The sequence below is a fragment of the Coprococcus sp. ART55/1 genome (assembly GCF_000210595.1).
GTDB lineage: Bacteria > Bacillota > Clostridia > Lachnospirales > Lachnospiraceae > Coprococcus > Coprococcus aceti.
Map to the genome: position 1 here is coordinate 490,754 of NC_021018.1, position 12,520 is coordinate 503,273.

13 protein-coding genes and 1 tRNA gene are annotated in these 12,520 nt (G+C 44.9%); 4 read left to right on the plus strand and 10 right to left on the minus strand.

Going from position 1 to position 12,520, the window contains the following annotated elements; all coding sequences use genetic code 11:
* Positions 1–314 precede the first annotated feature (314 nt).
* Entirely contained in the window at positions 315–1,931 is a 1,617-nt protein-coding gene (locus CCU_RS02400) for a CTP synthase (RefSeq protein ID WP_015533424.1), read from the plus strand.
* A gap of 92 nt (positions 1,932–2,023) precedes the next feature.
* Here the strand turns inward: CCU_RS02400 and CCU_RS02405 are convergent, their stop codons facing one another.
* Together CCU_RS02405 and CCU_RS02410 are read right to left on the minus strand one after the other, a co-directional pair.
* On the minus strand, positions 2,024–2,650 hold the full coding sequence (locus CCU_RS02405; RefSeq protein WP_015533425.1) for an HAD family hydrolase: 627 nt from the start codon (positions 2,648–2,650) through the stop codon (positions 2,024–2,026).
* A 19-nt stretch (positions 2,651–2,669) separates the two neighbouring features.
* Positions 2,670–2,990 carry an ArsR/SmtB family transcription factor gene (locus CCU_RS02410; RefSeq protein ID WP_015533426.1) on the minus strand — a complete coding sequence of 107 codons (321 nt, stop codon included), beginning with the start codon at positions 2,988–2,990 and terminating at the stop codon, positions 2,670–2,672.
* A 190-nt stretch (positions 2,991–3,180) separates the two neighbouring features.
* Here CCU_RS02410 and CCU_RS02415 point away from each other — a divergent pair, with 190 nt between their 5' ends.
* Complete coding sequence (locus CCU_RS02415; protein WP_015533427.1) at positions 3,181–3,378, plus strand: DUF378 domain-containing protein; 198 nt, start codon at positions 3,181–3,183, stop codon at positions 3,376–3,378.
* 55 nt (positions 3,379–3,433) lie between these two features.
* Here CCU_RS02415 and CCU_RS02420 read toward each other — a convergent pair whose 3' ends face one another.
* The 4 genes from CCU_RS02420 to CCU_RS02435 are packed head-to-tail and all read right to left on the minus strand — an operon-like array spanning position 3,434 to position 6,616.
* Positions 3,434–4,384, minus strand: coding sequence for a CPBP family intramembrane glutamic endopeptidase (locus CCU_RS02420; RefSeq protein WP_015533428.1), 951 nt, complete (start codon positions 4,382–4,384; stop codon positions 3,434–3,436).
* 4 nt (positions 4,385–4,388) lie between these two features.
* The gene (locus CCU_RS02425; protein ID WP_015533429.1) at positions 4,389–4,769 is read right to left on the minus strand and encodes a RidA family protein; all 381 of its coding nucleotides are present in this window, start codon (positions 4,767–4,769) and stop codon (positions 4,389–4,391) included.
* A gap of 42 nt (positions 4,770–4,811) precedes the next feature.
* Entirely contained in the window at positions 4,812–5,855 is a 1,044-nt protein-coding gene (locus tag CCU_RS02430) for a CvfB family protein (RefSeq protein WP_015533430.1), read from the minus strand.
* A 41-nt stretch (positions 5,856–5,896) separates the two neighbouring features.
* Complete coding sequence (locus CCU_RS02435; RefSeq protein ID WP_015533431.1) at positions 5,897–6,616, minus strand: acyl-[acyl-carrier-protein] thioesterase; 720 nt, start codon at positions 6,614–6,616, stop codon at positions 5,897–5,899.
* A 145-nt stretch (positions 6,617–6,761) separates the two neighbouring features.
* Here CCU_RS02435 and CCU_RS02440 point away from each other — a divergent pair.
* Positions 6,762–6,834, plus strand: a tRNA-Gln gene (locus tag CCU_RS02440).
* Positions 6,835–7,053: 219 nt separating this feature from the next.
* Here CCU_RS02440 and CCU_RS02445 read toward each other — a convergent pair.
* A complete protein-coding gene (locus CCU_RS02445; RefSeq protein ID WP_015533432.1) occupies positions 7,054–7,905 on the minus strand; it encodes an amidohydrolase family protein in 852 nt (283 codons plus the stop codon).
* Positions 7,906–8,048: 143 nt separating this feature from the next.
* Between CCU_RS02445 and CCU_RS02450 the strand changes: the two genes are divergently transcribed.
* A complete protein-coding gene (locus tag CCU_RS02450) occupies positions 8,049–8,789 on the plus strand; it encodes an N-acetylmuramoyl-L-alanine amidase family protein (RefSeq protein ID WP_015533433.1) in 741 nt (246 codons plus the stop codon).
* Positions 8,790–8,863: 74 nt separating this feature from the next.
* On the opposite strand, the gene CCU_RS02455 is transcribed toward CCU_RS02450, so the two are convergent.
* The 3 genes from CCU_RS02455 to iorA all read right to left on the minus strand — a co-directional run bounded on the left by CCU_RS02455 (position 8,864) and on the right by iorA (position 12,408).
* The gene (locus CCU_RS02455; RefSeq protein ID WP_015533434.1) at positions 8,864–9,961 is read right to left on the minus strand and encodes a GGDEF domain-containing protein; all 1,098 of its coding nucleotides are present in this window, start codon (positions 9,959–9,961) and stop codon (positions 8,864–8,866) included.
* 129 nt (positions 9,962–10,090) lie between these two features.
* Entirely contained in the window at positions 10,091–10,663 is a 573-nt protein-coding gene (locus tag CCU_RS02460; protein WP_015533435.1) for an indolepyruvate oxidoreductase subunit beta, read from the minus strand.
* A 2-nt stretch (positions 10,664–10,665) separates the two neighbouring features.
* Entirely contained in the window at positions 10,666–12,408 is a 1,743-nt protein-coding gene (gene iorA / locus CCU_RS02465; RefSeq protein WP_015533436.1) for an indolepyruvate ferredoxin oxidoreductase subunit alpha, read from the minus strand.
* Positions 12,409–12,520: the final 112 nt, after the last annotated feature.

A 12,520-nucleotide genomic window follows, 5' to 3' on the forward strand; every position in this document is an offset into this window, starting at 1 on the left:
TAATCCGTATTTGTTATGTGTGAGCATGACGCACGCCCCACATTTACATACTCTTTTATAATTATATTAGTATATGTCGATACACGCAAGTGCAACGACATAATGTATGTCGTGCACAGGTGCGACAGCCTTCACGCATCAATGTGCTTCATTATTTCATGTCATCTGGCCCTAAAACGTTCATTTCAACAGCCAGAGCATTATTTTGCCAAGTTTAATTTGTTTTTAGCTTGTTTTTCTCAATTGACTTTTAGATATGGCTTGCTTATAATATGTTAATGTAGTTTTTTGAAGTATTAATGGAGGATATAATTATGGCAGTCAAGTATGTGTTTGTCACTGGTGGTGTTGTATCTGGACTCGGTAAGGGTATTACTGCTGCTTCTCTTGGACGTCTTCTCAAGATGAGAGGATATAAAGTCACAAGCCAGAAGTTCGACCCTTATATCAATATTGATCCGGGAACAATGAACCCTATCCAGCACGGCGAAGTTTTTGTCACTGACGACGGCGCCGAAACAGATCTGGATCTCGGTCACTATGAGCGTTTTATAGACGAAAGTCTCAACAAGAATTCTAATGTAACAACCGGAAAGGTATACTGGAGCATCCTTCAGAAGGAGCGCCATGGTGATTTCGGAGGACACACAGTACAGGTAGTGCCACATATCACCAATGAGATAAAAGACAGATTCTACAGAAATCCCGATGCAAAGGATACTGAGGTAGCGATAATCGAGATCGGCGGAACCGTTGGAGATATCGAAAGCCAGCCATTCCTTGAGGCTATCAGACAGTTCCAGCATGAGGTCGGTCCTAAGAACTGCATCATGATCCATGTAACTCTTATCCCTTATCTGAAGGCTTCAGGTGAGATCAAGACCAAGCCTACCCAGGCGAGCGTTAAGAATCTTCAGGGAATGGGTATTCAGCCCGATATCCTCGTATGTCGTTCCGATCTTCCTCTTGATCAGGGCATCAAGGATAAGATCGCACTGTTCTGTAACGTGCCGAGCAGAAACGTTATACAGAATCTTGACGTGGATGTTCTGTATGAGGTTCCACTTGCCATGGAGAAGGAGCACCTTGCCGATGTAGTATGTGAGTGCCTGGATATGGAATGTCCTCCACCTGCAGAACAGGCATGGCTCGAGTGGACAAGCATGATAGATGCATGGAAGCATCCTGAGAAGAATGTAAGAGTTGCTCTGGTCGGAAAGTACGTATCACTTCACGATGCCTATATCTCAGTAGTTGAGGCATTGAAGCATGCCGGCGTTGCCAACAAGGCAGAGGTTGAGATCAAGTGGGTCGACTCCGAGCTTGTAACAGAGGAGAATGTCGCTGAGATCCTCGGCGATATAGACGGAATCCTTGTTCCGGGCGGCTTTGGCGACAGAGGTATAGAGGGAATGATCACTTCTATCAATTACGCCAGAACACACAAGGTTCCTTACCTTGGACTGTGTCTCGGAATGCAGCTCACGATAGTTGAATTTGCAAGAAATGTACTTGGATATTCAGACGCCCACAGCTCTGAGTTCAATCCAAACTCATTCCACCAGGTAATCCACATCATGCCAAACCAGCACGATGTAACCGATCTTGGCGGTACCCTCAGACTTGGTTCATATCCTTGTGTGCTTGCAAAGGATTCAAAGTCATACCAGTTATACGGTACAGAATATATCCACGAGCGTCACAGACACAGATACGAGGTCAACAATGACTATCGTCAGGCTCTGACTGACAACGGAATGGAGCTTGTCGGACTGTCACCTGACGGACATATCGTCGAGATGATCGAGATTCCTGAGCATCCTTGGTTCATCGGAACACAGGCACATCCGGAATTCAAATCAAGACCAAACAAGCCACATCCTCTTTTCAAAGGATTTGTAGCAGCTGCACTTGAGCATATGGATAAATAATATATAGAGACAGGGAGTATATCAACTGCTGATATACTCCCTGTTTTTCTGTTTATTATGTTTTATAGCAGGTCTGTAAATGACCTTCCGGATCACTCCACCACGTCAAGAAGTTCCGCAAATGTATGGATCTCCGCATCCTTATCCTTCACACTGCCAAACCCGTATGCCGCGTGAATGAACTTTATCCCGGCAAATCTGGCACTGTCGCAGTCGCCCTGGATGTCGCCGACATATGCAGCATCCTCTATTCCATTCTTCTCCATGAGTATCTTTATACTCTCGCCCTTTGATACCTTTGTATCTCCCCAGCAGAGTATATCCTTAAAATACTTTCCAAACCCGTAATAACCAAGAAATGCCTCTATATATCCACTCTGGCAGTTGCTGACTATAAACAGCCTGTGTGAGCCCGAAAGCTTCGCAATGGTATCCTCTACACCATCGTACAGAACGCCGCCATGTTCACGGAGATACTCGTTCTCATAGTCTCCGCAGGCATCCATAAGCTGAGTCATTCTGTCCTCCGAATACGCTCCGAACAGCTTGTAGGCAATGGCATCCATAGGCATACCCATAACAGATTTGATATCGGCCTCTGTCACCTTCATGTCCACATCAGCCTGTCTTTCGAGGACTTCATTCCAGGACGCAGCCACATTTGCCGCGCTGTCCCACAGAGTTCCATCCATGTCAAATATAAGTGATTCTACCTTCATATTCTACCTCTCGTATATTCTATTCAAGTATATGGTCAACACCCTGTTTGATGATGGTCACAACGTGCTCATCGGCCAGGGAATATATTATATTCTTGCCCTCTCTTCTGCTTTTTATCAATTTGGCCTGCTTCAGCACCCTGAGCTGGTGTGAAATAGCCGATGCATTCATCTCCAGACGCTCTGCGATGTCTCCGACACTCAGTTCCTGCTTAAGCAGGGCGAACATGATGGATATACGTGTCGCATCGCCAAACACCTTGAACAGGTCTGCCAGATCTGCGAGATCCGCCTGTTCCAGTTCATAACTGTCAAAAAAAATATTTTTATCTTCTGCCATATCTATGGTCCTTTCTGCTCCCAAACAAGCAACTCACGTGTTCCATTTGAACAAGTATTCATATGTAAATTTACTACACTTACTTTTTTGTGTCAAGTCACTGAATCTCATGAATATTTCAAATGATAACTGCACACAATTACATCATACTGAAACGCCGCATTTGGCGCGATCATATTGGAGGTCAAAAATGAAAACATTAAATTGCATATGTCTCACACTGACCATAATCGGTGCTATCGTATGGGGCATTATAGGACTGTTCAGCTACAACATAGTGGACGGCATCTTCGGTGCCGGAACTGCATTTTCCAGAATAATCTATACTCTGGTGGGTGTTGCCGGACTGTATGCCATCTCCTTCTACTGGTTACTCAACAGGGATTAACGGCATTAATATGCAAATGCCCGCACCTATAAAAGTGCAGGCATTGTATTACATATCATAAAACAAATTCTGTTATTATCATAAATCCTATGCATACGCACAGTGCCAGAACAAGCGGCACAGATATGATCCTCGGTCTCTTGACCTCAGCGTTCCTGTTTCTTCTGAACATCGCCAGCATATCCATATGCCTTCCATTCAGGTACGCCAACAACACTATCATCGCCGCAGCCGCACACAATCCCATAAATGCAAATGGAATATATATCAATATCGTCTGCTTGAGCTGATCTGCTGCTATTCCCTCAGAAGCCTGTTTCTCCACCATCTGCTTGAGCACGCTGACATGTGATGCTATATAGCTGATGATGACGGATATCTCATTAAAGCAGAAATGGGCATACATGGTCGTAAATATACTTCCTGTCGCCTCGGCAAGAAATCCCAGCATCATTCCCAGAACCATCGCATATGCCATCTGATTGAAATTCATGTGCATGGCTCCGAACATTATTCCTCCTATGATTATAGCCGCCAGTCTGCTGCCATATCTGTAGCTTCCCATTATGACGCCTCTGTAGGCAAGCTCCTCCACGATTCCCGGAGTGACCGCCATGAGAAGTGTTGACACCCACAGCTTATGATTCGACACAAGACCTGTTGCAAGCTCGGTAGTGGCACTCTCCACCCACAGAAGACTTATGGCATTTATGAGTGTCATAAGAGGCTCAAGAGCCACGACGAATGCCGGAACGATGATTATCGCCAGCCAGTGCGTCTTTTTCAGTCTGAGCGTTTCGCGCAGATCACATTTGCTTATAAGAATATATATGATCGTCGGCACGAATATCATGCTCTGGCTCAGGATCAGATTCTGAACCATGGTTATATGTGAGCCGATATTCGTCTTCCACAGTATCATAACAACACACAGATACACACATATCAGCGACAGGAAAAACCATGACGCTCCGTGTACCTTTCTCTGAACATTGTCCTGTCTCATACGCTTACTCTACTGTAGCGATGGCTTCTATCTCTATAAGCACATCCTTAGGGAGTCTTGCAACCTCCACGCATGAACGTGCAGGGAAATCGCTTGTGAAGAAGTCCTTGTAAATATCATTTATCTTGCCAAAATCATTCATATCCTTGATAAATACTGTTGTCTTCACTACCTTATCCATAGATGAGCCTGATGCCTCTATGAGATTCTTGAGATTGCCGATCGCCTGTCTTGCCTGTACAGTGACATCTCCCTCAACCAGTGTATTTGTCTCAGGATCGATAGGTATAACTCCTGATGTAAAAAGCATTCCATTCACGAGAACCGCCTGTGAATATGGTCCTATTGCCGCTGGTGCCTTTGGTGTACTTATTATTGTCTTCATGTTTTGTTCCTCCTGTTTTTTACTATTATATATGATGAACCATTACTCCTCATCCATCTCGCTCAGCTCCGCCATGAGAGCCTTTCTGTTGTTGCGCCTTCCGCCATTGCTTCTGGTAAATTTCACAGTGCCTTTTCTGTCTGGCACGGGCTCCGGTGACCGTCTGGATACCGGCTTCTTCGTCTCAGGCTTTGCACGCTTCACAACATCGGCTTTGGTTGTTCCTTTTTTCGCAAGCTCTGCCCGCTCTTCCTCGGACAGTATCTCAATGTTCTTCTCTGTGATCCTTATCTTGCCGTCCTTGAGGAGCTTGCCAACCGCCGTCTTAAATGCTCTCTTGCTTATTCCAAATTCCTTCTCTATCACCTTTGAATCTGCCTTGTCATTGAACGGGAGCACTCCATTATATGAATCGATGATATTCAATATCATCTCTGCATTCTCCCTGATCTGCATCTTTATCGGCTTCTGCATGGTGAGGTTCAGCTTGCCGTCTTCCCTGACTGACGCAACCCTGCCCTCAACGTGGTCGCCGGCATATATGGCACTGTGTATCTCCTTCTTCGGGATAAGTGCTGAATATTTGTTGTCCACAGCGACAAATGCACCATACTCGGAGCTGTACTCTATAACTATTCCCGATATAGCATCTCCCTGCTTATATGGGGAATTGCTGCTCAGATACTCATAAACCTTCATGGACACACACAGTCTGTCCGATTTGTCAGTGTACATTCTGACCAGATATTCATGGTTCTCTCTCACCGGGCCAACCTGCTCCTTAAACGGAAGCAGAATATCCTTTTCAAGTCCCCAGTCCATGAATGCACCGATCTTGGTAGTTCCCACACACCTGAGAACAGCCATCTTACCCATAGTTATATATGGAACATTCACAGTTGCAATGAGTCTGTCGTCAGAATCCCTGTATATGAACACGTTGATGTGCTCGCCTGTCTTTATGCCATTCGGAACCTGCTTTCTCGGAAGAAGCACCTCACTGTCAGAATCCGCACATCCAAGATACACACCAAATTCCTTTTCTCTCTTTACTATAAGATCATTCCATTCGCCTATCTTTATCATCGTCATACCGTCCTCTTAATTTTTTCTGTCGACACAGTATATCATATATCCTTACTGCTCCGTTCAAACTGGACAACACACCTTGTCCTGTCCTCTTCATCTGCCAGGATTATCTGAACATATCTGTCGTCAATAAACCTCTTTACTACTATAACATCATCTTTCACATATTGCATCTTATATTCCGCTCTGACTGCAATAATATCCGCAACATCATCCACGTATTCCTGGGCAAGAGCAATATACGCTTCATTATTCATATGATTGTTGGAGTCTATCTGATAAGACATGACCTTTCTGGTATCTATAGTCTCCGCATCGCCCAGCAGTTTTACCTTGCGCGGCGCATACTCCATGTCTATGGCAGGCTCCATCGGATATGCGTCTGACACCTCTTTGTCTATCTTGACAGGTCTCAGCCTCTCGGTGTCCATATAGCTCCAAATGGATGCCGCCTTAACTATGCGTTCTCCATTCTCGTCCAGTATATCTATATTTCTGAATCCCAGAGATGCCTTGAAATCATATGCCCACGTCCTGACCTTGATCTTCTCTCCCATCGCAGGATATCTGACCACCTCTATCTGCCAGGAAACCAGGAACCATGCTCTGTGGTGTTCTGCCAGATAATCCAGCCCTATGCCGACCTCCTCCGATTGCAGTATAGCACAGTCCTGGAAATAGTTCGCTATGGTCGCCATGTTGGATATCTTATTTCCACCAGTCTCACTATACCTGACTATCGCTTCATATGAATACATTACGCCACCTCCATGATGCTCATTTTACTATAATTTTATACCCTATTTAGAGGGCTATCGCAAGGTGAAAAATTTTTTGAAATTTTTTTAAAAAAGTGCTTGCATTATTCTGAGCTTTAGTATATACTACCATTTGTTGAGGCAATGGGCTATCGCCAAATGGTAAGGCACTGGACTCTGACTCCAGCATTTTCAAGGTTCGAATCCTTGTAGCCCAGCTACTAAGACTTGAGATTTATCTCAAGTCTTTTTTATTTTATAAACCGCTTCATATAATGATACTTACAGTGGGCAGTCCGCTCCACAGCACATAAAAAAGACATGTCGTTAGGCTCCGACATGTCTTTCGTGTATTACTATCTGTGAAAAATTTCATTGGCGTAACAAAAATGTAACACATTTTTAAAACATTATCAATAGGTTTTTGCGTATTTTTTCTAAAAATTCAATTTCAATCCAAGCAATTTTCGCGCATTATTCTCAAATATATTGTTTTTGTCCACATCTTCCAGATCAAGGGCCTCTATGTCCGCACATGACTGTTCCTGATCAGACCATGGGCTGTCCGTTCCGAACAGGATCTTGTCAGACCCGTGAGCTGCCACTATCTTCTTAAACATGTCACCATCAAGAAGCTGCCATCTGTGCGATGCCCCCTCCCGCCAGTCTATCTGTCCATAGGAAAATGCCGTGTCAAAATACACATCTCTTCCGCAAAGTCTGTTCAGCACGTCATCCCACATCTGCCATCCACCCATATGGGCAAGCACAAGCTTGTCAGGCCCAACCTCATCCAGCACCTCCTCCGCCATTGCAGGAGTGCAGTGAGTCACATCAGGAAGTCCTATGTCTGTTCCCGCATGTGTCACCACGATAAGCCCAAGCTCTGTGGCATAGCTGATTATCCTTTTATATCTTATATCGTTGAAAAAAGCCCCCTGGTAGTCAGGATGGATCTTTATCCCCTTCAGACCTTTGTCGCATATATCCCTGAGTATCTCTTTGTAATTGTCATTGTCGGGATGTATCCCTCCAAACGACCACACATGTGTCTCTGAAAAGCGCTCATTCTCCTCAACTGCGAATTCATTTATATGCTTATATTGTTTCGGAGACGTTGCCACCGGAAGTACCACAGACACATCCACATGTCTGCTCCTCATGTCATTCTCCAGTCCGTCAAGTGTGCCATCCGAATGTGCCCTTGTACCGGATCTGCTCTCCAGAAGCCCTACCGTCTTGGCTGCTATCCTGTCGGGATACGTGTGTGTGTGAAAATCTATTATCATAAATATTCCTCCTGTACATTTATACTGCGTAAGCGCAGAACACCTCTGCTGCGGCCATGCTGTTCACGTTCTCCATATCCCCAGTTGAAAAACATCGGATTTTGAGGTATCTTTATCAAAGATATTTCCACGAAGGAGAAAACATGAGCAAACGAAAAAAGAAAATGACGCTGAAACAGATGCGTTCCCTCGTCGTCTTTTTGGTCGCCATAAACATCATACTATTATTGTGCATACTTGTCATGGGATTTTTTCTGGCAAAGGCACAGATCACCAAGGGGAAAGGACAGACTGTCATGCTCCAGAAGGCCAACGACACATACACGGTGTGTGTGGATGCTGGTCATGGAGGAAGCGATGTAGGCGCTGTGGGACTTGACGGAAGCTACGAGAAGGACGACAATCTCCGTCTTGCGCAGGAGGTTGCCAAAGCCCTGAAAAAGAGCGGCGTCAACGTCATAATGACCAGATCCGACGACAGCGACACACAGCTCGACTCCCGTTCAAAGATAGCAAACAAGGCCAAGGCTGATATCTTCGTTTCGCTACACCGCAATTCAACAGCCAACCCAAACACCACAAAGGGCATTGAGATATGGATACACAGCTCAGGATCTGAGCGCAGTTATGCGGCCGCAGATGACATTCTGAGCAATCTCGAGGAAGTTGGTATAACCGCCAACCGAGGGGTGCGAATCGGAACCCAGGGAGACAGCGATGATGACTATGCGGTCATCAGAGACACCGATATGACAAGCATGATCGTTGAGATGGGCTTCATGACCAACCAGGACGATCTGGACTATTTCAATGAAAATCTTGAGAACTACGCCAAGGCAATATCCAACGGTGTGGTTCAGTGGCTGAACGATTATGTCCAGTAACGCCGGACATATCATAACATTTGAATAATTCCATAAAAAAATAACACATTGAGCACAGCCCAATGTGTTATTTTTTATTCACTTATAACTGTTCTGTTTCTTCCTGATTCCTTCGCCTTATAGAGTGCTGAATCCGCTCTGTTGAACCATGCCTTGGAACTCTCTCCCTTGGTGTACTCAGCGACACCACAGCTACAGGTTATTCCATCCTTGTTCATAAAGTGGAAATAGTAGCATCTGAACTCTGTTCTTATGTCCTCAACAACATTCATGACCTTGGACAGTTCCACATCATGGAACAGTATCACGAACTCCTCACCGCCGTATCTGAAGGCAAGTCCCATATCCTTCGACTTCTCCTTCATCATCTTACACAGCGCCTTGATAACTATATCTCCATTGCTGTGGCCATATGTATCGTTGACTTCCTTGAAATGATCTATATCAAATATGGTGACATAGGACTTCGCCCCAGTCTGCTCCACATTCTCGATCTCCTTATCAAGGCTCTCCTCAAATGATCTTCTGTTGTACAGGCCTGTCATCGGATCAACCATAAGCTCACTCATCAGTGTTACCTGTCTGTTGTAGCTTCCGGCAATCGATTCCATAAGTGCCTTCGTGTGCTTGTTGACAACCATAACCATCGCACACATAACAGATACTACCAGTATGTATATGAGCAGTGCTCCAACCCAGTTCATCTGTGTGGCAAGCTCACCGACATTCAAATGTAATCTCACAACATTGATGACCATGAGTGCAAGCACCGCAACTCCCGACCATACCGTCAGCTCCTGATCTGCAAATAACGCCGTGGCAATTATGGTGACACACGGAATAAGTATAAGCGGGTATATGGTGCAATATGTAAATGCTATAACACCGACACATACATATATCATACCTGTCACGACATAATTCTTGTGCTTTATGTCCGCCTCATCGTGCTTCATATAAAAATAGCAAATTGTGATCGCTATAGCCTGTACTATCATCGGCAGCACGATATACTTTACTATATATGCGCCTGCTCCTATGCTCTTATCTACTCTGTATACTCCAAATAATATCCATGCAATAACAAAAGAAATACTGCATATAACTATCATCATACGCCATACCAGCATATGCCATCTTGCGTCAATCTCATCCTTGTTAATATCATTCATGTGTACGCACCCCGCAAACCATCATATGTGTTGATTTTACCATATGAGGGTCCTTTTTTCCACCATTAATCAACAAAAGACGGACTTTTTTTATGCCAAAATCCGTCTTTTGTACCAAAAATCGTCAAATTACTTAAGGTTGTAGCCAACCTCAAATGCCTCAAGATTCTTCTCCACTGTCTTAGGTGGAACTGTGTTCTTGATAACCTCAACCCATGCATCATGTGAGAAATCCATGTGCTGTGCCGCGATTCCTATGATGACTGTGTTAAATACCTTGTTGTTGCCAAGCTTCTTTGCCTCGTCCATGGCATCAACTGAGATAACCTTGTACTTGCCGCTGAGCTCCTCGATGATTCCATCAGGATACTGTGCTGCGCCTGTAACTACAGTGATAGGATCTATTCTCTGGTCATTTACGATGATAACTCCATCCTTCTTCAGGAAGTGTGCATATCTGAGTGCCTCAAGTCTCTCAAATGCTATGAGGACATCCGCACATCCCTCTTCCACGATAGGCTCATTTACCTTCTCACCATATCTTACATATGTAACAACACTTCCACCTCTCTGGCTCATTCCGTGAACCTCTGAGAGCTTTACATCATAACCTGCTGCCGTGGTGATTCCACCGAGTATACGGCTTGTGAGAAGTGTTCCCTGTCCGCCTACGCCGACGATCATAATATTCTTTGTCTCCATGATTAGAACTCCTCCCTTTCTATAGCATCGAACTTACAACGCTTCATGCACAGTCCACAGCCTGTACAGAGTGTGTCATCTATACGGATGGTTCCATCCTCCTGCCTGATAACTGCAGGGCATCCAGGCTTTAAGCACATACCGCACTTCTTGCACTTCTCAGGTATTGCCTTGCATCTTCCTGTTATCTTAGTCGTCTTCAAGAGTACACAAGGTGACTTTGTGATGATGACTGATACCTCATCCTTTGCTGTCTCCTCCTTGATGAGCTTCTTAAGACCTTCTATATCAAATGCATTTATCTCATGGACGCTCTGGATTCCCAGTGCCTTGCAGAGATTGTAAATATCAATGGCATATGTAGGATCTCCCATCAGTGTCTTACCTGTTGCGGCGTGATCCTGATGTCCTGTCATACCTGTTGTCGAGTTGTCAAGTATGATGACTGTTCCTGTGCTCTGGTTGTATACCATGTTCATGAGTGAGTTCACACCTGTGTGAAGGAATGTTGAATCACCTATGACCGCTACCCAGTTCTTGATATAATCCTTGCCCTTTGCCTTCTCCATTCCATGAAGGGTAGAGATGGATGAACCCATGCAGACTGTTGTGTCAATAACACTGAGCGGTGCGACAGCTCCGAGTGTGTAACATCCGATATCTCCTGCAGCGTGGATCTTCAGCTCTGAGAGGACTGAGAATACGCTTCTGTGTGGACATCCTGGACAGAGGATAGGTGGTCTAGCTGGAACCTGAGCAGCCTCGACTGTCTCTACCTTCTCGCCGAGAAGCTTCTCTCTGAGCATATTTGCGCTGTACTCACCCTGAACTGTAAGCAGCTCCTTGCCGACTGCATCTATTCCCCATGATCTGACCTGAGTCTCGATATGTGGCTCAAGCTCCTCGATGACATACACCTTGTCTACCTGTGCACAGAAGTCCTCGATCATCTTTCTTGGGAGTGGATTTACCATGCCAAGCTTTAAGACTGATGCGTTTGGCATAGCCTCTCTGACATACTGGTAAGGGATACCGCTGGTGATGACACCCACACTCTTGTCTCTCATCTCAACTCTGTTGATCGGCATGTCAGCTCCGTCTGCTGCCATGTCCTTGAGTCTCTGCTCTACAAATACATGACGTGGTATAGCGTTACCAGGCATCATGACATATTTCTTTATATTTCTCTCATATGGCTTGTCAGGAATCTCCTGTCTGTCACAGAGCTCTACAACGCCCTGTGAGTGTGAGAGTCTTGTGGTTGTACGGAGCATTACAGGAGTATCATACTTCTCACTCAGCTCAAATGCATACTTTGTGAAATCCTTTGCCTCCTGGCTGTCTGATGGCTCAACAACTGGGATCATGGCTGTTCTTGCTACAAGTCTTGAATCCTGCTCATTCTGTGATGAGTACATTCCAGGATCATCTGCTGCAACAAGTACCATACCTCCGTTCACACCTGTGTATGCTGCGGTGAACAGCGGATCTGATGCCACGTTCACACCTACATGCTTCATCGACACTATTGATCTCACTCCCGCAAATGATGCACCGATCGCTAACTCTGTGGCTACCTTCTCATTTGGTGACCACTCTGAGTAGATATCTCCTTTGTACTGCACCATGTTCTCACTGATCTCTGTACTTGGTGTTCCAGGATATGCCGCTGATACCTTGACACCCGCTTCATAACAGCCTCTGGCGATGGCTGCGTTACCAAGCATAATCTTTTTTTCGCCCATGAATCTTACCCTTCCTGTCTATATTGATATTCTTGTTTTTATTTTTTCGTCTTAATTGACACTCTAATTTGTTATTATACAAGAATTATCAATAAAATAAAAGAGTTTTATA

Bases quoted from the DNA above. Each gene is read 5' to 3' on its own strand.
- CCU_RS02445 (WP_015533432.1), bottom strand. From the start codon at position 7,905: ATGATAATAGATTTTCACACACACACGTATCCCGACAGGATAGCAGCC.
- CCU_RS02455 (WP_015533434.1), bottom strand. From the start codon at position 9,961: ATGAATGATATTAACAAGGATGAGATTGACGCAAGATGGCATATGCTG.
- CCU_RS02460 (WP_015533435.1), bottom strand. From the start codon at position 10,663: ATGGAGACAAAGAATATTATGATCGTCGGCGTAGGCGGACAGGGAACA.
- CCU_RS02420 (WP_015533428.1), bottom strand. From the start codon at position 4,384: ATGAGACAGGACAATGTTCAGAGAAAGGTACACGGAGCGTCATGGTTT.
- CCU_RS02400 (WP_015533424.1), top strand. From the start codon at position 315: ATGGCAGTCAAGTATGTGTTTGTCACTGGTGGTGTTGTATCTGGACTC.
- CCU_RS02405 (WP_015533425.1), bottom strand. From the start codon at position 2,650: ATGAAGGTAGAATCACTTATATTTGACATGGATGGAACTCTGTGGGAC.
- CCU_RS02410 (WP_015533426.1), bottom strand. From the start codon at position 2,990: ATGGCAGAAGATAAAAATATTTTTTTTGACAGTTATGAACTGGAACAG.
- CCU_RS02450 (WP_015533433.1), top strand. From the start codon at position 8,049: ATGAGCAAACGAAAAAAGAAAATGACGCTGAAACAGATGCGTTCCCTC.
- CCU_RS02430 (WP_015533430.1), bottom strand. From the start codon at position 5,855: ATGATAAAGATAGGCGAATGGAATGATCTTATAGTAAAGAGAGAAAAG.
- CCU_RS02435 (WP_015533431.1), bottom strand. From the start codon at position 6,616: ATGTATTCATATGAAGCGATAGTCAGGTATAGTGAGACTGGTGGAAAT.
- iorA (WP_015533436.1), bottom strand. From the start codon at position 12,408: ATGGGCGAAAAAAAGATTATGCTTGGTAACGCAGCCATCGCCAGAGGC.
- CCU_RS02415 (WP_015533427.1), top strand. From the start codon at position 3,181: ATGAAAACATTAAATTGCATATGTCTCACACTGACCATAATCGGTGCT.
- CCU_RS02425 (WP_015533429.1), bottom strand. From the start codon at position 4,769: ATGAAGACAATAATAAGTACACCAAAGGCACCAGCGGCAATAGGACCA.